The sequence below is a fragment of the Serinicoccus marinus DSM 15273 genome, assembly GCF_008386315.1.
Classification (GTDB): domain Bacteria; phylum Actinomycetota; class Actinomycetes; order Actinomycetales; family Dermatophilaceae; genus Ornithinicoccus; species Ornithinicoccus marinus.
Genome location: NZ_CP043808.1, coordinates 381,129 through 401,014, shown reverse-complemented (window position 1 = coordinate 401,014; position 19,886 = coordinate 381,129). Strand labels below are relative to the sequence as shown.

General features: G+C 73.5%; 16 protein-coding genes and 1 pseudogene. 5 read left to right on the top strand and 12 right to left on the bottom strand.

Features of this window, described 5'->3' with window-relative positions; translation table 11 throughout:
• Positions 1-9: 9 nt before the first annotated feature.
• The 3 genes and pseudogenes from FU792_RS18310 to FU792_RS02005 all read right to left on the bottom strand — a co-directional run bounded on the left by FU792_RS18310 (position 10) and on the right by FU792_RS02005 (position 3,401).
• Positions 10-1,830 (bottom strand): carboxypeptidase regulatory-like domain-containing protein, encoded by a 1,821-nt coding sequence (locus FU792_RS18310; protein ID WP_161600182.1) that lies wholly within the window; start codon positions 1,828-1,830, stop codon positions 10-12.
• A gap of 110 nt (positions 1,831-1,940) precedes the next feature.
• A pseudogene (locus FU792_RS18305) lies at positions 1,941-2,831 on the bottom strand (S8 family serine peptidase); the annotation flags it as partial.
• A 93-nt stretch (positions 2,832-2,924) separates the two neighbouring features.
• Positions 2,925-3,401, bottom strand: coding sequence for a winged helix-turn-helix domain-containing protein (locus FU792_RS02005; RefSeq protein ID WP_022925449.1), 477 nt, complete (start codon positions 3,399-3,401; stop codon positions 2,925-2,927).
• Between the two features lie 207 nt (positions 3,402-3,608).
• Here FU792_RS02005 and FU792_RS02000 point away from each other — a divergent pair, with 207 nt between their 5' ends.
• Positions 3,609-4,814 carry a trans-sulfuration enzyme family protein gene (locus tag FU792_RS02000; RefSeq protein ID WP_022925448.1) on the top strand — a complete coding sequence of 402 codons (1,206 nt, stop codon included), beginning with the start codon at positions 3,609-3,611 and terminating at the stop codon, positions 4,812-4,814.
• 28 nt (positions 4,815-4,842) lie between these two features.
• Here FU792_RS02000 and topA read toward each other — a convergent pair whose 3' ends face one another.
• Positions 4,843-7,545: a type I DNA topoisomerase gene (topA, locus tag FU792_RS01995; RefSeq protein ID WP_022925447.1), complete on the bottom strand. Its 2,703-nt coding sequence runs from the start codon at positions 7,543-7,545 to the stop codon at positions 4,843-4,845.
• Between the two features lie 140 nt (positions 7,546-7,685).
• Here topA and FU792_RS01990 point away from each other — a divergent pair, with 140 nt between their 5' ends.
• Entirely contained in the window at positions 7,686-8,432 is a 747-nt protein-coding gene (locus FU792_RS01990; protein WP_022925446.1) for a hypothetical protein, read from the top strand.
• Positions 8,433-8,438: 6 nt separating this feature from the next.
• On the opposite strand, the gene FU792_RS01985 is transcribed toward FU792_RS01990, so the two are convergent.
• Both FU792_RS01985 and FU792_RS01980 read right to left on the bottom strand, forming a co-directional pair.
• Positions 8,439-9,887, bottom strand: a complete 1,449-nt coding sequence (locus FU792_RS01985) for a DUF7059 domain-containing protein (protein ID WP_420329317.1) — start codon at positions 9,885-9,887, stop codon at positions 8,439-8,441.
• A gap of 56 nt (positions 9,888-9,943) precedes the next feature.
• Positions 9,944-12,253, bottom strand: a complete 2,310-nt coding sequence (locus tag FU792_RS01980) for a sodium-translocating pyrophosphatase (protein ID WP_028131095.1) — start codon at positions 12,251-12,253, stop codon at positions 9,944-9,946.
• Positions 12,254-12,417: 164 nt separating this feature from the next.
• Here FU792_RS01980 and FU792_RS01975 point away from each other — a divergent pair, with 164 nt between their 5' ends.
• The 3 genes from FU792_RS01975 (at position 12,418) to FU792_RS01965 (ending at position 16,253) form a co-directional block, all read left to right on the top strand.
• The gene (locus FU792_RS01975) at positions 12,418-14,751 is read left to right on the top strand and encodes a DEAD/DEAH box helicase (RefSeq protein WP_028131094.1); all 2,334 of its coding nucleotides are present in this window, start codon (positions 12,418-12,420) and stop codon (positions 14,749-14,751) included.
• A gap of 114 nt (positions 14,752-14,865) precedes the next feature.
• Entirely contained in the window at positions 14,866-15,327 is a 462-nt protein-coding gene (locus FU792_RS01970; RefSeq protein ID WP_022925443.1) for a hypothetical protein, read from the top strand.
• A gap of 269 nt (positions 15,328-15,596) precedes the next feature.
• Positions 15,597-16,253 carry a hypothetical protein gene (locus tag FU792_RS01965; RefSeq protein ID WP_149814503.1) on the top strand — a complete coding sequence of 219 codons (657 nt, stop codon included), beginning with the start codon at positions 15,597-15,599 and terminating at the stop codon, positions 16,251-16,253.
• Here FU792_RS01965 and FU792_RS01960 read toward each other — a convergent pair.
• The 6 genes from FU792_RS01960 to FU792_RS01935 all read right to left on the bottom strand — a co-directional run bounded on the left by FU792_RS01960 (position 16,174) and on the right by FU792_RS01935 (position 19,656).
• Positions 16,174-16,605, bottom strand: a complete 432-nt coding sequence (locus FU792_RS01960) for an Rv3654c family TadE-like protein (RefSeq protein ID WP_161600181.1) — start codon at positions 16,603-16,605, stop codon at positions 16,174-16,176. The genes FU792_RS01965 and FU792_RS01960 overlap by 80 nt on opposite strands.
• The gene (locus tag FU792_RS01955; RefSeq protein WP_052327859.1) at positions 16,602-16,931 is read right to left on the bottom strand and encodes a TadE family type IV pilus minor pilin; all 330 of its coding nucleotides are present in this window, start codon (positions 16,929-16,931) and stop codon (positions 16,602-16,604) included. Before FU792_RS01955 ends, FU792_RS01960 begins: the two co-directional genes overlap by 4 nt.
• A gap of 32 nt (positions 16,932-16,963) precedes the next feature.
• Complete coding sequence (locus tag FU792_RS01950) at positions 16,964-17,167, bottom strand: DUF4244 domain-containing protein (RefSeq protein ID WP_022925439.1); 204 nt, start codon at positions 17,165-17,167, stop codon at positions 16,964-16,966.
• Positions 17,168-17,294: 127 nt separating this feature from the next.
• Positions 17,295-17,822, bottom strand: a complete 528-nt coding sequence (locus FU792_RS01945) for a type II secretion system F family protein (RefSeq protein ID WP_149814502.1) — start codon at positions 17,820-17,822, stop codon at positions 17,295-17,297.
• Positions 17,819-18,580 (bottom strand): type II secretion system F family protein, encoded by a 762-nt coding sequence (locus FU792_RS01940; RefSeq protein ID WP_022925437.1) that lies wholly within the window; start codon positions 18,578-18,580, stop codon positions 17,819-17,821. Before FU792_RS01940 ends, FU792_RS01945 begins: the two co-directional genes overlap by 4 nt.
• Positions 18,574-19,656, bottom strand: a complete 1,083-nt coding sequence (locus FU792_RS01935) for a TadA family conjugal transfer-associated ATPase (RefSeq protein ID WP_149814501.1) — start codon at positions 19,654-19,656, stop codon at positions 18,574-18,576. Before FU792_RS01935 ends, FU792_RS01940 begins: the two co-directional genes overlap by 7 nt.
• Positions 19,657-19,886 lie beyond the last annotated feature (230 nt).

The following is a 19,886-nucleotide window of genomic DNA, read 5'->3' as shown; positions in this document are numbered from 1 at the left end:
TGGTGACCGTCAGGTCGACGGTCTCGGAGTCCTCACCCAGCTCGACCTCGGTCTCGACGAGACCCGGTCGAGCTCCAGCAGCCCGCCGTCGAGCACGAAGTCGGCGCGGACCGCACCGCCCTGCTCGACGTCGACGTCCTGCGTGGCCGCGCCGTAGCCGCGTGCGGTTGCCTCGAAGGGGTGCTCGCCGGACACGCTGCTGAAGAGCCAGTAGAAGCCGTCGTCCTGGCCCTCGTCCGCCGGGGTGTCCCGGCTGGTGCCGCGGTCCTCCGGCACGTCCAGGCTGGTCACGGCGGCGCCGCTCACCGCGGAGCCGTCCGCCGAGGCGGACACCGAGCCCACGACATACCCACCGTCACCGGTCGGGTCGCAGCTGCGAGAGCCGACGACGATGTCGTCGACCTGCCAGAAGAACGCCCACACGGCCTCGTGGTAGTGCCACCGGAGCCGCACGTCCGCCTCGCCCTGCGCCATCGGGAGCGGCACCATCACCTCGGCACCCTCCTGCGGGGTCGTCCAGGTCGACACCGTGGTCCAGCTCTCGCCGCCGTCGGTGCTGACGTCGAGGTCGGCGATGTCGCCGAGCGGGATGTATGCCTGGGCGAAGCTGACGCTCGGGTTCTCCAGGCCGCTGAGGTCCATGACCGGCGAGACCAGGGACGTGTCCTGCTCCCCGTCGGGGCCGTAGGCGTCGGAGTTGACGTAGGCGAAGGCACCCTCGCCACCGGTGAGGTTGCCGGTGCCGCCGCCGTCCTCGTCCACGGCCCAGACCTGGCCGTTGTCCAGGTTGTCCTCGATCTCCCACCCGTCGGGCAGCACCCCGGCGTCGAAGCTCTCCGCGAGGACGACGCTGTCACTGGCGGTGTAGCCGGGTGCCGTGCACGAGTCGGGCAGCACCGTGGGCGAGAGGTCGACCACCGTGTCGGCCTCGACGAGCACGTCCTGCTCAACCACCTGGTAGCCCGGGTACTGCACCACGGCCTCGAGGCGCACCTCCTCGCCGACCGGGACCTCGAGGGCATACCCGCCGTCGAGGGGGTCGGTGAAGGTGGCGAGCGACTGGCCGGCCACCGACACCTGGGCGTAGAGCGGGAAGCCCGCGCCGGAGCCGTCGGTGACGGTGCCACTGACCGTGGCCGTCTGCGCGGGCTCGAGGGCGAAGTCCTGGGTGGCCGTCCCGTCCTCGGGCACGGTGACGTCGGCGGACTGCTCCAGCCAGCCGAAGCGGGAGGCGGTCAGGGAGTAGTCCCCGGCGCTGACGAGGGCCTGGTAGGCGCCCTCCCCGTCGGTGGAGAGCATCCGCTCCACCGGGCCGGCGACCTCGACCTCGACGCCGGCCAGCGGCTCACCCGTCGCCGCGTCGGTCACCGTCCCCTCGACCACACCGACCGGTCCCCGGGGTGCGGCGTCGAGCAGTGCCAGGGCGTCGAGCCGGCCCTCGCCGAAGACGTTGTTGTCCTCGTCGGTGCCACCGCACTGGTCGTCCGGGTTGTCCGTCGCGGTCCCGTCGAGCAGGGACGTGGTCGTCTCGACGTCACCCACGAGCTGCGGGGAGCTGGCCCACAGCAGCGCGATCGCCCCCGCCACGTGCGGCGAGGCCATCGAGGTGCCCGAGTAGGAGGCGTAGCCGTTGCCGGGCACCGAGGAGCGCACCGCCGTGCCGGGCGCCGAGATGTTGGGCTTGGTCTCCCCGTCCTGACCGGCCCCGCGGCTGGACGTCGGGTTGATCTCGTGCGCCGCGTCGTAGTTGCCGACCGAGTAGTTGATGATGCGGCTGCCGGGCGATCCCGAGCTCTCGCAGCCCGGCCCGATGTTGCCGTTGGCCCACACCCGAACTGGCCCGCCGCGGCCCAGGCGAGCGAGACGTCCTCCATGAAGGGGTCGTCGGAGGGCGACGTCGTGCCCCAGGAGTTGTTGATGACGTGCGGCCGCATCGCTGGGTCGGGGTCGGAGCCGTCGGTCCGGGTCGGGGCCAGCATCCACTCTCCCGAGCTGATGAGCGCCTCGTCGGTGGGGCAGCAGCCGTTGGCGGAGATCCAGCGCGCACCCGGGGCGACGCCGATCTGGTTGTCGCCGCCGTCGTCACCGACCATGGTGCCGGTGACGTGGGACCCGTGGCCCTCGAGGTCCACCGGCTCGTCCGGGGACACCCCCGCGGCGTCGAACCAGTTGTAGTCGTGGTCGAAGGTCCCGTCCCCGTTGTTGCCGCGGTATGCCCCCACCAGCGCCGGGTGGTCGAACTGCGCCCCGGTGTCGATCGAGCCGACGACGAACCCCTCCCCGGCCACGCCGTACTCGGCCCAGACGTCGTCGGCGTTGATGTCGGCGACGCCCCACTCCACCGCCGCCGGTGCGGGAAGGTCGGAGGGGGCGGGCTCCACCTCGGGGAGCTCGTAGGACACCGTCGGGTAGATCCCCTCGACCTCGCGCTCCCCGGCGAGCTCCAGGGCCAGGTCCTGGGACCCACCGGTGACGTGGACCGCGTTGGTGATCCAGTGGGACTCGTAGGTGGCGCCCGCCTCGTCGAGCCGCCGCAGCACGTCCTGCTGGCTGTCCTGCGCGGTGCTGGTCAGGGCGTCGTAGACCCCCTGGCCGCGGGCCCCCCAGTCACGGACGTCCTGGAACGGGCTCAGGTCGGCCCGCTCCCCCAGGCGCACCCAGAAGTCGACCCGCTCCTCCTGCTCGAACTCCTGGGCCAGCGCCTGCTCGATCTTGTCCTGCGCGTCCGGCGCCGGGGCCGCCTGCACCGGGGAGGCGACGAGCGCGCCGCTGAGCAGCAACCCCGTCCCGCCGATCCCCGCGACCACCCTGCGCCATACCCCTGCACCCATGTCGTCCGCCTCCCGGTCAGCACTGCTCACCCCTGTGGGTGGTGCTGAGACTAGGGAGTGTCGCGGCCGGCGACAACGGGCGGACCGGGGCAGTTATGGGGCAATCGGCTCGGGCGTGCGGCCCTGGTCGGCGACGGTGCAGACCGCCTGGAAGCCGGCCCCGCGGACGGTCCGGATCTCCAGGGGCATACCGGCCAGGGCCAGCTTGCGGCGCAGCCTCTTGATGACCGAGCGCACCTGCGCCCCGTCGCCGACGTAGCCGGTCGCCCACACGCCCCGGGTCAGCTCGGCGATCGACCAGACGTGCTGGTGGTCCGAGCTGAGCAGACCCAGGGTCTCGAACTCCAGGGGCGTCAGCCGCAGGGCGCGCCCACCCCACACCACGGTGCGGTGCTCGGCGTCGAGGTCGACGCCGATCCCTCGCGACGGGTATGCCGCACCCCCCGCACCGGAGCGCAGCAGCTCCCCGGCGTTCTCGCGGGAGGTGGCCAGCACCACGGCGACGTCGCCGGGCAGGCTCGCGAGCAGCCGCTCGCGCTCGTGCCGGGTCGCGGCGACCACGACCACCATCGGCCGATCCGCCGTCGACCTCCGGGATGAGACCGTCATCCGCTTCCCCTCCGCCGATCGAGACCTGACTCTAGGCGCAGGCGCGCTCGTCCGCCAGACCTGCGGCAGATCTCCTCCCTACACGCAGTTATCCCCGGTTCATAGCAATATTGACGTAGATCCACCGTCGATCTTGATTTGGGCACGCAGATTCTGCATCCTGGGTCCATGACACCGCAGCACCCCGACCTCGACACCCGCGCCGTGCACGCGGGCCGCGCCGACCTCACCGCCCTCGGCGTGCACGTGCCCCCGATCGACCTGTCCAGCACCTACCCCCTGCCGGACGTCGAGAGCGGTGGCGAGGCCTACGACCAGATGGCCGGCGGGGGCCAGCGGCTCGAGGGGCAGTCAGCGGTCTACCAGCGGCTCTGGAGCCCCGGGGTGGCGCGCTTCGAGGACGCGCTGGCCGAGCTCGAGGGGGGCGAGGCCGGCATCGCCTTCGCCTCCGGCATGGCGACCCTGAGCGCCGTCCTGCTCGCCTGCGTCGGCGCCGGGACCCCGCACGTCGTCGCGGTCCGCCCGCTCTACGGCGGTTCGGACCACCTGTTGGCCACGGGCCTGCTCGGCACCCGCGTCACGTGGACGGACGCGGACGGGGTGGCTGCCGCGCTCGAGCCGGACACCGGGCTGGTCGTCGTGGAGACCCCGGCCAACCCCACCCTCGACCTCGTCGACCTGCAGGCCGTCGTCGCCGCCGCCGGCGACGTGCCGGTGCTGGTCGACAACACCTTCGCGACACCGGTGCTGCAGCGCCCGCTCGAGCTCGGCGCGACGCTGGTCATGCACTCGGTGACGAAGTTCCTCGCCGGGCACGGAGACGTGCTGGCGGGGGCCGTGGTCACGTCCGAGGCCTGGGCGCAGCGCATCCGCCCGGTGCGCGCCGTGACCGGCGCCGTGCTCCACCCGCTGTCGGCCTATCTCGCCCACCGCGGTCTGCAGACCCTGCCCCTGCGGGTGCGGGCCCAGCAGGAGGGCGCCCAGGTCCTCGTCCGGTGGCTGCGGGGAAACCCGGGCGTCGAGCAGGTCTTCTACCCCGGCTCCGACGGCGACCCGACCCGGTTGATCGGCCGCCAGATGGCCGGGCCCGGTGCGGTGCTGGCGTTCGACCTCGGGAGCTACGAGGCCGCGGCCGCGGTGGCGGGCTCCTGCCGGCTCATCACGCACGCGGTCTCGCTCGGCGGGGTGGACTCGCTCATCCAGCACCCGGCCGCCCTGACCCACCGCCCGGTGGCCGACGAGGCCAAGCCGGGCGCCGGCATACTCCGGCTGTCCGTGGGCCTGGAGGCGCCCGAGGACCTCATCGCGGACCTGGACCAGGCGCTGCTCGAGGCACGCCTGGCCCCGCGCGAGATGGAGACGGCCTCCCGCTGACGAGCCCGGGGGCCGGGTGCGCCCACCCTCAGGACTTCTTCGCCGGGGCCTTCTTCTTCGCCGGCGCCTTGCGGGTGGTCTTCTTGCGGGTGGTCGGCCCCTTGGATCGCTTCTCGGCGATGAGCTCGAAGGCCCGCTCCTCGGTGAGCGTCTCGGGGTCGTCGCCGCGGCGCAGCGTGGCGTTGGTCTCCCCGTCGGTGACGTAGGGGCCGAACCGCCCGTCCTTGACGACGACCTTCTTCTTCGACACCGGGTCCTCGCCGAACTCGGCCAGCGGCGGCTTGGCCGCACCCCGGCCGCGCTGCTTGGGCTGGGCGTAGATCGCGAGGGCCTCCTCGAGCGTGATGTCGAAGATCTGCGCCTCGGTCTCCAGCGAGCGGCTGTCGGTGCCCTTCTTGAGGTAGGGGCCGTAACGGCCGTTCTGCGCGGTGATGTCGACACCCTCCGCGTCCTGGCCGACCACGCGGGGCAGCGACAGCAGCCGCAGCGCCTGGTCCAGCTCGATAGTCGCGAGGTCCATGCCCTGGAACAGGGAGCCGGTGCGCGGCTTGACCTTGGCCTTCTTCTTCGCGCCCTTGCCGCTGTCGCCGCTGTCCTCGTCCTCGATCACCTCGGTGACGTAGGGACCGTAGCGGCCGTTCTTCGCGACGATCTCCCGCCCGGTGTCCGGGTCGGTGCCGAGCACCCGCCCGTCGTCGGCGGCAGCCGCGAGCAGTTCCTCGGCCTTCGCCGCGGTCATCTCGTCCGGGGCGATCTCGTCGGGCACGGTCGCTCGGCGCGGGGTCTCGCCGTCCTCGCCGGGCAGCTCGACGTAGGGACCGTAGCGACCGACCCGCACGACGGTGCCGTCGCTCGTGGTGACGGCCGAGATCGCGCGGGCGTCGATCTCGCCGAGGTCGGCCACGAGGTCGCGCAGGCCCTCGGTGGAGGTCGCCTGGTCACCGAAGTAGAAGCGCTGGAGCCAGGCGACGCGCTGCTCCTCGCCGTTCGCGATCCGGTCCAGGTCGGTCTCCATCGAGGCCGTGAAGTCGTAGTCCACGAGCCGCGGGAAGTGCTGCTCCAGCAGCTGGGTCACGGCGAAGGCGAGCCAGGTCGGGACCAGCGCCGACCCCCGGCTGTGCACGTAGCCGCGGTCCTGGATGGTGCCGACGGTCGCGGCATACGTGGACGGGCGGCCGATGCCGCGCTCCTCCAGCGCCTTGACCAGGGTCGCCTCGGTGTAGCGCGCCGGCGGGCTGGTCTGGTGCCCCTGCGCCTCGGCGCGCAGCGTCTCCAGCGCGACCCCCTCGCTCAGTTTCGGCAGGCGCATACCCATCGCGCTGTCCTCGCCGTAGCGGCTCTCGTCGCGGCCCTCCTCGTAGGCCGCGAGGAACCCGCGGAAGGTGATGACCGTCCCGGAGGCGGAGAACTCCGCGCTGGAGTATGCCGTGCCGCCGGCGCTCGTGCCCTCCGGCAGGGTGGCGGTGAGCTTGACGCTGGCGGTCGACCCCTTGGCGTCGGCCATCTGGGAGGCGACGGTGCGCTTCCAGATGAGCTCGTAGAGGGCGTACTCCCCGCCGCGGATCTCCCCCGCGACCTGGGCCGGGGTGCGGAAGGAGTCACCGGCGGGCCGGATCGCCTCGTGCGCCTCCTGCGCGTTCTTGGACTTCTTGCCGTAGACCCGCGGGCTCTCCGGCACGAAGTCGGCGCCGTACATGTCGCGCGCCTGGCTCCGAGCGGCGCTGACCGCCTGGCTCGACAGGTTGGTCGAGTCGGTGCGCATGTAGGTGATGTAGCCGTTCTCGTAGAGCCGCTGCGCGGTGCGCATCGTGCTCTGGCTGTTCATCCGCAGCTTGCGCGAGGCCTCCTGCTGCAGCGTGGAGGTGGTGAACGGCGCGGACGGACGGCGGGTGTAGGGCTTCTCCGAGACCTCGCGCACGACGACGTCGGCCTCGCGGGTGCCGGCGGCGATCGCCTCGGCCGACGCCGCGTCGAGCTGCACGGCGTTCTTCGTCTTGAGCGTGCCGTCGTCGGCGAAGTCGCGGCCGCTGGCGACCTTGGAGCCGTCGACGCCGGTGAGCTTGGCCTCGAAGCCCTGGCCGCTGTTGCCGCCCGGGGCGAACTCCCCCTCGACGTCCCAGTAGGAGGCGACCTTGAAGGCCATCCGCTCCCGCTCACGCTCGACGACGAGCCGGGTGGCGACCGACTGCACGCGGCCGGCGGAGAGTCCCTGCTTGACCTTGCGCCAGAGGACAGGCGACACCTCGTAGCCGTAGAGCCGGTCCAGGATGCGCCGGCTCTCCTGGGCGTCGACGAGGTCGGTGTCCAGCTCGCGGGTGTCGTTGACGGCGCGCTGGATGGCCTCCTTGGTGATCTCGTGGAAGACCATCCGCCGCACCGGCACCTTGGGCTTGAGCACCTCGAGCAGGTGCCACGCGATGGCCTCCCCCTCGCGGTCCTCGTCGGTCGCGAGGAAGAGCTCGTCGGCGTCCTTGAGCGCACGCCTCAGCTCGGTGACCTTTTTCTTCTTGTCGCCGTCCACGACGTAGTAGGGGTCGAAGCCGTCCTCGACGGCGATGGCGAACCTGCCGTAGGGACCCTTCTTCATGTCGGCGGGGAGCTCGGAGGGATTGGGCAGGTCTCGGATGTGGCCGACGCTCGCGTCCACCCGGAAGTCCGTGCCGAGGTACTCCCCGATCTTCTGCGCCTTCGCCGGCGACTCGACGATGACGAGCTTGCTGCCTGGTGCCACGCGTGCGCTCCTTCGCCCCGTGTGCCGCGGATTCGTCGCGACGCCCGACACGGGGACCTCGGGCAGCACCGTAACGCATGCACCGCCAACGGCTACGCTGACTTCTCATGACGGCTCGCGGCTCGACGCGGAGGACAGGTATGCACGGTGCACGGCGGCTGCGCCCCGGCGCTGCGGCGCTGGCGGTCGCGGCGGTGCTGCTCACCGGGTGCGACGGCGAGGACGGCGGGCAGGACACGCGCGACGGCGGGGCGAGCACCCAGGGCGAGCAGGAGGGTGCTCAGGGGTCGGGATCTGAGGACCAGACCGACGACGCCGCCGAGGGTGAGGCCTCCGGCGAGAGCGAGGAGGAGGCCGAGCCGGCACCGCCGCCCACGGAGCCGGCCGACATCCAGCCTGCGGCCGGGGACCGCAGCGTCAGCGAGGACGGCGGGACGATCACCGTGCAGGGCGACAGCGCCGCCTTCGTGACGCCCAGCGGCAACATCGCCTGCGTGCTCAACGGCCCGAGCGCCACCTGTCAGCTGCTGGACAAGACCTACGACGCCAACGCCGAGCACCTCGTCGACGACAGCCTCGGGGACTGCGACATCGCCTCGGCCGACGCCATGGTGCTCACCGACGCCGGCGGGGTCTGGACCTGCCCGCCCGAGCCGCTGGCCCCCGCCGCCGGTGCCGTCGCCGGCGGGTGGTGGGCCGACGAGGTGGGCGCGCCGACCACCGGCGTGGAGGACACCGACGCCGCGGTGCTGGAGTACGGCCGGACGCTCGCCGTCGAGGGCGCCTCCTGCCAGTCCAGCGAGGACGGGGTGACCTGCCGCAGCTCCGAGCTGGGCCGGCAGTTCTTCATCGCCCGCTCGGCCTACCGCTTCGGCCAGGCGCGCTGATCTCCCTCAGCGCAGCAGGCCGTCCCTGACCAGGTCACGCAGGGTCGGCAGCACCGCGGTGTGGATCGTGCCGGGCTCCTGCTCGGTGAGCACCGCGAGACCAGCACACAGCTGTCGGGCGGTCAGCTCCCCGTCGCAGGCACCGACGAGGCCGGCCCCGAGCGTGTCGAGCCGCACGGTCCGGCGCAGCCCGTCGCCCTGACGCACCTGGATGACCTGCGGGTCGTCGCCACCGGGCACGCCGATCCGCTCCTCGGTGACGTCCGGCGCCACCTGCCAGGCGGTGTCCAGGAGCGCGTCGTCGTCGTGCTCGGCCAGCCACGTCCTGGCACGCAGACCGGCCAGCACGGCCGGCCCCATCGGGCTGGCGACCGGGGTGCGCACGTCCATGAGGTCGGTCCACGACTCGCGCCCGGTGAGCGGACGCTGCACGGTGACCACCCCGAAACCCAGCCGCTCCACGCCCCGGTGCGCGAAGTCGTCGAGCCACGCGGCATACATCGCGTCGAAGTCGGCTGTGCCCGGCTGGTGCCCACCGTCGCGGATCCAGGTCTCGGCGTAGTCGGCCACGTCCTGCTCCTCGCGCTGCACCACCCACGCGTCCAGCCCGGTCCCGTCGAACCACGCCCCGACGTGGTCGGTCCATGCCTCCTGCGGCCCCAGCTCCCAGTTGGCCAGGAGCTGTCCGATCCCCCCGGGACGCAGGTGTGCGGCCAGGTCCCGCACCAGCCCGGCCACCAGCGCGTCCCCGGCCTGCCCGCCGTCGCGGTACTCGTAGACCGGCACGTCCGGGTCGCGCGGGGTGACGACGAAGGGCGGGTTGCTCACGACGAGGTCGAACTGCTCGTCGGCGACCGGGTCCAGCAGGCTGCCGGGGCGCAGGTCCGCGTCGACCCCGTTGAGGTCGAGGGTGAAGCGGGCGAAGCACAGCGCCCGCTCCGAGAGGTCGGTCGCGACGAGGTATGCCGCGTGCCCGGCCAGGTGCAGCACCTGGACGCCGCTGCCGGTGCCGATGTCGAGCGCGCGCTCGACCCGGGGGCGTGGGGTCCAGCTCGACAGGGTGGTCGAGGCACCGCCGATCCCGAGGACGTGGTCGGTCGGGAGCGGACCGCCGGTCGCCATCTCGGAGCGGTCCGAGACCACCCACCACCGCTCCTGCTCGGTCGCGTAGGGACGCAGGTCGCAGGCGGCGACCAGGTCCGAGCCGTCCTGGTGCCGCGCCACCAACCGGAGGGCCAGCAGTCCCGAGGCACCGGTCCGGGGCAGGGCGCGGTCCAGCTCGCGAGCCGCGACGCGAGCGCCCAGGGCGAACAGCCGGCACAGCACGGCCACCGGGTCCTCGGACCCCTCGGTGGCCCGCAGCGCGGGCAACGGCTGCTCCCGGTGCAGCGCCGCCACGGCCACCGGCCCCAGCACCTGCGCGAGCCGGTCGACGGTGTAGTCGGCGGCCTCCAGGTCGGCCCGCAGGTCGGCGAGCGCCGCGCCGTCACCGCTCCCCGGCGGCGGGAGGCTCAGCTCTCCACCGCCCGTGCCGGCTCGCTCTCGCCGATGGCGATGTCGCGCCGCTTGGAGACCATCACGGCCCCCACGATCACGGCCATCGCGACGAGCGCGATGCCCCAGCGGACCAGGTCGTTGGCGCCGTCGCCGTAGGTGAGGCCGATGATCGCCGGGGCGATCAGCAGGGCGACCAGGTTCATCACCTTGAGCAGGGGGTTGATGGCCGGGCCGGCGGTGTCCTTGAAGGGGTCGCCGACCGTGTCACCGATGACGGTGGCCTCGTGTGCCGGGGTGCCCTTGCCGCCGTACTTGCCGTCCTCGACGATCTTCTTGGCGTTGTCCCAGGCCCCACCGGCGTTGGCGAGGAAGACGGCCATCAACACGCCGGTGCCGATCGCGCCGGCCAGGTAACCAGCCAGGGCGCCAACGCCCAGGCCGAAGCCGACGGCGATCGGGGCGAAGACCGCGAGCAGGCCCGGGGTGGCCAGCTCACGCAGCGAGTCGCGGGTGCAGATGTCGACGACGCGGGCATAGTCGGGCTTCTCGCTGTAGTCCATGATCCCCGGCTTCTCCCGGAACTGCCGACGGACCTCGAAGACGATGGCGCCCGCGGCCCGGGTGACGGCGTTGATCGCCAGGCCGGAGAAGAGGAAGACGACGGCGCCGCCGATGAGGACGCCCACCAGCGCGCGCGGGTCGAAGACGAGGAAGGACTGGAGCACCTCGCCGCTGGCGTCGCCGGCAGTCTCCAGCGCCTGCAGGATGGCGTCCAGGTAGGAGCCGAAGAGCGCCGTGGCCGCGAGCACCGCGGTCGCGATCGCGATGCCCTTGGTGATCGCCTTGGTCGTGTTGCCGACCGCGTCCAGCTCGGTGAGGATCTGGGCCGCCTCGCCATCGACGTCGCCCGACATCTCGGCGATGCCCTGGGCGTTGTCGGAGACGGGGCCGAAGGTGTCCATCGCCACGATGACGCCGACCGTCGTGAGCAGCCCGCACCCGGCGAGCGCCACGAAGAAGAGCGAGACGATGAGCGAGCCGCCGCCGAGGGTGAAGATCGCGAAGATCGCCGCCGCGATGGTGACCGCGGTGTAGACCGCGGACTCCAGGCCGACCCCGATGCCGGAGAGCACGACGGTGGCCGGGCCGGTGAGCGAGGTGCGCGCCACGTCGTTGGTGGGCTTGGTCTCGGTGCCGGTGAAGTAGCCGGTCAGCCAGAGGATGAAGGCGGCCAGCACGATGCCGATGACGACGGAGGCGGCCCCGCCCACGGCGGCGTTGATCTGCTCCCCGCCGGCCGACCCGTCCTGCAGCGCGAACCCGCCGGTGACGTCCAGCGATGCCGGCAGGAAGACGAAGGCCGCGACGACCGAGGCGACGGCCGCGATGGCCGCGGAGATGTAGAAGCTGCGGTCGATGGCCTGCAGGCCGTTCTCCCCGGCCCGGGCCTTGGTGATGAAGACGCCGATGATCGCGGTGATGACGCCGATGGCCGGGATGACCAGCGGGAAGACGAGGCCACCCTCGGCGCCGAGCGCGGCGGTGCCGAGGATGAGCGCCGCCACGAGGGTGACGGCATACGACTCGAAGAGGTCGGCCGCCATGCCCGCGCAGTCCCCGACGTTGTCACCCACGTTGTCGGCGATGGTGGCCGCGTTGCGGGGGTCGTCCTCGGGGATGCCGGCCTCGACCTTGCCGACGAGGTCGGCGCCGACGTCGGCCGCCTTGGTGAAGATGCCGCCGCCGACGCGCATGAACATCGCGAGCAGGGCCGCGCCGAAGCCGAAGCCCTCGAGCACCTTGGCGGCGTCGCCCTGGTAGACGAGCACGACGACCGCCGCGCCGAGCAGGCCCAGGCCGACGGTGGCCATCCCGACGGTGCCTCCGGTGCGGAAGGCGATCCGCATGCCGTCGTCCCGGCCCGTGGTGCGCGCCGCCTCGGCGACCCGCATGTTCGCGGCGGTCGCGAGGTTCATGCCGAGCCAGCCGATGAAGGCCGAGAAGCCGGCGCCGAAGAGGAAGGCGACGGACCGGCCGATCCGGATCATCATGTCGTCCGCGGGCAGCGCCAGGAGGAGCACGAAGGCGACGACCGCGAAGATGGCGAGGGTGCGGAACTGCCGCCCCAGGTAGGCCGACGCGCCCTCCTGGACGGCGCTGCCGATCTCCTGCATCGAGCCCGAGCCGGGGGAGGTCGCCAGCACCTCCCGGCGGAACATGAACCCCATGACGAGGGCGACGAGGGCGATGCACAGCACCACGATGACGATCGAGGTGTCGGCACCCGAGAGCGAGACCTCGCTCGCGGCAGCGACTGGGGACATGTGTGCCTCCTGGGACGGCCCGCACCGTTGCGGGCGATGGCGCGGACGGACCCGCGGGACATCGGTCGGATGTGATCACTGTAGTGATCACCGGCCCCAACTCCTAGCACCCGCCGCGATGCGCAGCGGGTAGGTCGGCGGCCCGGCGTAGCGTGGGTCACGAGATGGACCACCTGGAGCAGACCGACGTCGACCCGCGGGCCGTCCTGGAGCACCTGTCCCGCGGTGCCCGGGCCGACCGGCTGGTGCACGTCCGCACCGTGCCGGCGCGCGAGGGCAGGGTGGTCCCCTGGCCCACGTGGTGCGCGCCGACCGTCACCGCGGCGCTCCACGGCGAGGGCATCCACACGCTCTGGGAGCATCAGGGCACGGTCGCCGAGCTCGCCCACGCGGGGCGGCACGTGGTGGTCGCGACCGGCACGGCCTCGGGCAAGTCGCTGGGCTACCTGCTTCCGGTCCTCACAGCTCTCAGCGGGGGCACGGGAGCGGTCACCGGTCGCGGCGCGACGGCGCTCTACCTCGCCCCGACCAAGGCCCTCGGCGCGGACCAGGAGGCACGGCTCCACACGCTCGCCGTGCCCGGCGTGCGGGTCGCCCGGCTCGACGGCGACACCCCGGGCGAGGAGCGCCGGTGGATCCGGGAGCACGCCCACTACGTCCTCACCAACCCCGACCTCCTGCACCACACGCTGCTCCCGGGGCACGAGCGCTGGGCGCCCTTCCTGCGGGCGCTGCGGTATGTCGTGGTCGACGAGTGCCACGTCTACCGCGGGGTCTTCGGCGCCCACGTCTCGGCGGTGCTCCGTCGGCTGCTGCGGGTCGCGGCGCGCTACGGCGCGGAGCCGACGGTGATCCTGGCCTCGGCCACCGTGGCCGCGCCGGACGAGCTCGCGAGTGCTCTCGTCGGACAGGAGGTCACCGCGGTGACCGCGGACGCCTCACCCCGCCGCGAGCGGGTCGTCGCGCTCTGGGATCCCGGCCGCACCGACGACGGACGGCGGCGCGGAACCGCCACCGAGACGGCCGACCTGCTGGCCGATCTCGTGGGAGCGGGCGTGCAGACCGTCGCCTTCGCCCGCTCCCGGGTCGGGGTGGAGCACGTCGCAGCGCGGGCGCGGGAGGCGTTGGAGGCGAGGGCGGCCTCGTGCTCCGGGAGCGCGGCGCCCCAGGTCGCCGGCTACCGCGGGGGCTACTTGCCGGAGGAGCGCCGCGCCCTGGAGTCCTCGCTGCGCGACCGCACCGTGATGGGCCTGGCGGCCACCAGCGCGCTGGAGCTGGGCATCGACATCGCCGGGCTCGACGCCGTCGTCATCGCCGGCTGGCCGGGGACCCGAGCCTCCTTCTGGCAGCAGGTGGGCCGCGCCGGTCGCCGCGGCGCCTCCTCCCTGGCCGTCCTGGTCGCCTCCGACGACCCGCTGGACAGCTACCTGCTGCAGCACCCGGAGCTCGTCTTCGACGAGCCGGTGGAGAACTGCGTCCTGGACCCGGAGAACCCCTACGTCCTGGGGCCGCACCTCGCTGCGGCCGCGGCCGAGCTGCCGCTCACCCCCGAGGACGCGCGGTGGTTCGGCCCCGGTCTGGCAGGCCTGGCCGAGCAGCTGGTGGTCGGTGGGATCCTCCGGGCACGCCCCACGGGGTGGTACTGGGCCCGCCCGGACCGGGCCAGCGACCACGTCGCGCTGCGTGGCGTCGGGCAGACCGTGCAGATCGTCGACGGCCGCAGCGGCAGGGTGCTCGGCACCGTCGACGAGGCGCGTGCGCTGAGCACCGTCCACGAGGGCGCGGTCTATGTGCACCAGGGCGAGCCCCACGTCGTCACCGAGCTCGACCTCGACGCATCGGTGGCGCTGGTGGTCGCGGGCGATCCGGGATGGAGCACCCGGGCACGCAGCGAGAGCACCTTCGTCATCCGGGAGACCTCCGTCGTGCAGCCGTGGGGGGCGGCCACGCTGGCCTCGGGCCGGGTCGAGGTCACCACCCAGGTCACCTCCTTCCAGCGGGTGCTGAGCGACGGCACGGTCATCGGCACGCATCCGCTCGACCTGCCCTCACGCACCCTGGTCACCCAGGCCGTGTGGTGGACGCTGCCGCTGGAGGAGCTGGCCCTGGCCGGGGTCGGTGAAGCGGGCGTGCCGGGGGCGCTACACGCCGCGGAGCACGCATCGATCGGCATGCTCCCGCTGCTGGCCACGTGCGACCGGTGGGACATCGGCGGCGTCTCGACCGCCCTGCACCCCGACACCGGGCTGCCGACGGTCATGGTCTACGACGGTTACCCGGGGGGCGCGGGCTTCAGCCGGCGTGCCTTCACCGAGGCTGCGGAGTGGCTGACGGCCACACGCGACCTGATCGGATCCTGCGGCTGCACCGACGGCTGCCCGGGGTGCGTGCAGTCTCCCAAGTGCGGCAACGGCAACGAACCGTTGGACAAGCGGGGCGCGATCGCGGTGCTGGACCACCTGCTGAGCGAGCGCACCGTGGTGGTCCCCGCCCGTTAGCCGAGCGGGGTCGACCGGCCGAGCAGCCGGGCCGGCTGCGGTACTCTCTGCGCCGAGGGGGACCCGCCCGGCCCTGCCGGACGCGGACCGCCCGCCGCTCACGAAAGGACCGTCATGGTTGTCTTCGGTGTCATCCTCCTGCTCGTGGCGCTCGCCGTGGTGATCTACATGTGGCTCGCCACCCAGGGCATGGACCCCGTCGCCATCTCCTACGGCGTGCTCAACGTCGAGATCACCCCGATCTGGCTGTTCGTCGTCGGGGGGATCACCCTGGCCGCGGCGACGAGCGGGCTCTGGTTGCTCGCCGTCGGCACCCGCGCCAAGGCACGCCGCGCCAAGGAGGTCCGCGAGCTGCGACGCCAGGCCACCGAGTCCGGCCGTCGCTCTGAGCGGCAGCAGGACGCCATGCGGCCCGGGAGCGACTCGGGCGCGGCGCGGTCGGGCGCCGGCGGCTCTGCGTCCGGGTCGGCTGCCTCGGGTGAGCAGCCGATCCTGCCCCGGCCCGGTGGCGATCGTGCAGCGGGGCGCACCACCGGCACCGGCCCCGGAGAACAGCGGTCCCCCCGCTCCACCTGACTGTCAGCAGCCAGGTCGACCCGAGCAGGGGGCCTGCCTCGGCCTCGATGCCGGCCACGGGGTACCCAGCACCGGGACTCGACCCCCCTGCGGTCGAGCCCCCGCACGTCGATGTCGCCCCGCCGCACCATCGACCTGCTGCCTGCCGTACCACGCAGCACCCAGCCTCACCCGCGCGGGTGGGGTCAACAGCGGGCGGCGGCGTGATGCGCCGGCCTGTCCCCAGGCAGCCTGCTGTCGCTGCTCGGGCCGAACCGTCCCCGCGGTCGGTGGTCCCACCCGGGGTGGCGGCCCCGGTCGCCTCGCTGGGGCAGAGCCTGTCGAGCGAGATGGCCTCGACCCTGGAGCCCCTGGTGCACCGGTCGGCCGGGGTGCTGAAGACCCGCATGATCCACGAGACCGCGACCCTCGACGCCCAGGGTCACCTGCGCGGCGTCACCACTCGGCTCGTCGTCGAGGCGGCCAGCGGCTTCCCGGACCGTTACATCGCCGTCTACTTCGGCGTCGAGGGCTCCTCGTCCCGTCTCCTCAGCATGCGTCACACCTCCGGCTGCCGGGTCGGTCGGGTCGGGCGGCACGCCACCGCGCCGATCATCGCCGCCGAGATGCTCTTCAGTGCGCCGCCCATGCCCGGGCAGCATCATGTGCTGGAGGACGAGACCACCGACCGTGGCTGGGCCATGGCCCCCTTCTACTCACGGTTCGTCCCCAAGGGCACGTCCTCCGCGGTCCTCACCGCGGTCTTCGACCCTGGCCGGGTGCCCGCGCGCTGCTTCGGGAGGTTCGGCGACGAAGAGCCGCACGAGGTGAGCCTGGGAGCGGACCTGGCGGCCCACCTGCTCAGCGTCAAGCAGGGGGCGGCCTCCTTCGAGCTCTCCTGGGAGTGGGGCGGGACGGCACGGTCCCGGCGCGCGCCCTCGCGGTGACGGTCCACGGGGTGGCGGGCACCGACCTGCGCACCGAGACCACGACCTCGGGCCAGGCACCGCCGGACGGCTCCCACGCGCAGGCCACCAGTCGAGCCCGGTGCTGATCGACGACCTGCCCGGCCACCGCGCAGGCCCCTGACGGATCCACACCCTGCACCACCTCGCCGACGGCGGCCAGGGAGCCGAGGTCGGCGGCCGTGCGCGCCTGCTGGCCGGCCACGAGGACGGCCACCAGCCCGAGGGCGAGCACCAGGACGGTGACCACGCCCAGGACGAGGCCGATGCCGAGCACCGTCGCCGAGCCCGTGTCGGGGTTCGCGTCACGACGGCGGTCCACCTCCGGCCTCACGGCGCCGCTCCTGGCTCCCACACCGCGCGCGCAGAGGCGTGCGCCGCCGGGAGTGCTGGTAGCAGCCGCGCCCGGGACGGCGCGTGGACCTCGACGGTGACCGCCTCGGCGTCCCGGCCGAGGACGACGCTCGAACCCTCCGGTGCCCGGGCCCGCGCCAGCTGCTCGACGACGGCCGTCTCCTCGCCGCGGGACGCGGCGCGCGCTGCCACGCGCGCCGCGTCCTCGCACCGCACCTGATCGACCCCCAGACTCAGGGCGGTCAGGCAGATCGCGAGCACCAGCAGGACCGCGGGGACGGTGAGGGCCAGCTCGGCGCTCACCATCCCCCGATCCCGGGTCCGGCGCCCGCGACGGCTCACAGCGACACCGAGAGCGCGGTGGTGATCACCGAGGTGACCACCCCCTTGACGGCACCGGACTTGAGGATGGCGAGCAGCACGGCGGCGAAGGCGCACGCCGCGATGGTGCCCACGGCATACTCCGCAGTGGTCATGCCCGCCTCCCCGCGGTGCCGCAGCTCCCTGACGGCGTCGCGCAAGCGGATGGTGGTGTTCTTCATGATCCCCTCCTTGTGGGTTGGTGGCGCCTCCGGACGGAGACGCTCGTGCCGACCGTCGAGCGGCCGGGGCGTGGGCCTCACCAGGACAGGTCCCGGACGAGGGCGAGGACGAGCGGGGCGACCGTGGTCAGCACGAAAGCCGGGAGGAACGCCAGCCCGAGCGGAAGGACGAGGCGGACCCCGAGCCGGGCGCCACCTCGGCGCGGGCCACGGAGCCACGACGCAGGTCCGTCGCGGTCTGGCGGAGCGCGGGGGCGGGAGGCACACCGGCGAGCGAGGCCACCTCGACGGTGCGTCTGGCGGGCTCCCATCGCGCACCGGCCGACTCCCAGCTCGGGGAGGCGTCCCTGCCCTCGAGCAGGTCCTGCCCCACGGCGTCGAGCTCACCCCGGAGCGGCTCGTCCAGCTCGACGGCCACGGTGCGCGCGGCCGCGCCGAGCGACACCCCGCCCTGCAACGCGAGCGCCAGCAGGTCCAGCGCCTCGGCCACGTCCGCGGAGCAGGAGACGTGAGTGCCCCGGCGCGTCGGCCGCCGCGGCGGGGTCCAGCTCGACCGGGGCGTGGAGACCCGGACGAGCGGCACCAGCGCAGCCGCGACGGTGAGGGCCGCGACGAGCAGACCGGTCCCCGGCGCGATCGTGGCGAGCGGGTTCATCGCAGCTCCGCGACGACGCGCGCGACGAGGCGCCGCACGAGAAGCCGCCCGACCAGGAGGAGCGTTGCTCCCGCCCCCAGGCAGAGAAGGGCGGAGGGGCTGCCGTAGAGCTCGACCGGCCCGACGCCGAGCACCGCGGAGAGCGCCACTCCCGCCAGGGGCAGCCAGGTCAGCACGGTCGCGGTCGCCCGGGCTCCGGCACTGGCGGCGCTGATCGCACGCTCCAGCCGCTGTCGCTCGCGGGCGACGTGAGCACTGGTCCGCAGGGCGTCGGCGATCGGCGCTCCGCTCCTGCTGGCCACGGCCCAGCTCCGTGCCACCGCCGTGAGCGTGGGGCTGGAGGTCGTGCGCCCGAGGCGGTCCCAGGCCGGGGCCAACGCCTGACCCTCGGCCGCCGCTCGGGCGAGCGGACGCCAGTCGGCGCCATCCGTCGACCCGTCCGGGGGGTCCGGAACCGCGAGGCGGACGGCGCGGGCGACGGGCAGCCCCGCCTCCAACGCCGCGGCGATCGTGCCGACCACGCCGAGCTCCTCCGCCGCTCTCCGGTCTGCGCGGTCTCGGGTCGCGCGCCACCGGCGGAGCAGGCCGGACACCTCGGGCGCGGGAGGGACGGGTCCGTGCCCCCGACCTGCACCCGCGCCGGCCGGGACCGGCGTCGCTCGCGGACGAGCAGGCGCCAGGCCGACGCCCGCCGAGGCTCCTGCCAGCAGCGCCAGCAGGACGACTGCTCCGCCGACCCCGGACAGGCCGGTCACCACGGGAGTTCACCTCGCTCCAGACCGAGCCGGCGCAGCAGCTCGTCGAGCGCCGGCCCAGGTCGCCAGCCCTGCGTGCAGGCGGCCAGAGCCAGAGCCGTCACCGCCTGGACACCGCGCTCGGGATGGTCCCGGAGGAGAGCGATCTCGCGCAGGGTCCTCCTGCCACAACCGTCGCGGGCCAGGTGGATCACCACCTCGATCGCGCTGCCCACCTGGGCCCGGACCGCCGAGCGGGACATCTCGGCCAGTGCTCCCAGCGCCTCGAAGCGCGACACGACATCGCCGGCCGCGTTGGCGTGGACCGTGCCGCAACCACCCTCGTGACCGGTGTTGAGCGCGGTCAGCAGCTCGCGCACCTCGGCTCCCCGCACCTCCCCCACGACGACCCGGTCGGGCCGCATCCGCAGCGACTGCCGCACCAAGCTGGTCATGGTGACCTCGCCGCGGCCCTCGACGTTGCGCGCCCGGCCCTGCAGGTGCACGACGTGCGGATGGTCGATGCGCAGCTCACGGACGTCCTCCACGACCACGAGCCGATGACCCGGGTCGCAGCGCGAGAGCATGGCGCCTAGCAGCGTGGTCTTGCCCGTGCCCGTGCCGCCACCCACCACGAAGGACACCGTCGAGCCGATCACCGCCTCGAGAAGCACATACCCCACGTCGTCGACCATCCCCCAGGCCCGCAGGTCCTCCAGGCTCGGGACCCGTCGGCGCGGGACACGCAGGCTGATGTGGGCCGTCCCCTCGACCAGGGGCGGCAGGACCGCATGGAGGCGCAGACCACCCGGCAGCAGGCCGTCGACCCACGGGCTGGACTCGTCGAGGCGCTGGCCTGCCAGGGCGGCGAGCCGGACGGCCAGCCGGCGCACGCTGCGCTCGTCCGTCAGGCGGAGCGCGGCCCGGTCCACGCCCTCGCCGCGGTCGCACCAGACGCTGTCCGGTCCGTTGACGAGGATGTCGGTCACCGCGGGGTCGCTGAGCATCGGGGCGAGCGGCCCGAGGGCCGCCCGGAGCTCCTGCTCGGGTGCCGGCGGGAGGCTCGCCGGTGTGGGCGACAGGATCGCTGGTGAGGTCATGGCACCGACCGTGCCGCGGCGGGAGGGACCCACACCAGGGGTGGCGCCGCATCTGTGGACGACCGACCGGAGCCGAGCAGGGTGTGGACCGGGGCTCCTGGCGCCGACCCGCGCACCAGCAGCTGGGAGAGGTCAGGAAGCGGGAAAGACCCGGGGAAAGGGGACGGCCCCGGCGGGGGGGAAGCCGGGGCCGTCGGTGTCCAGGATCAGGGGGGGATGATCCCGAACAC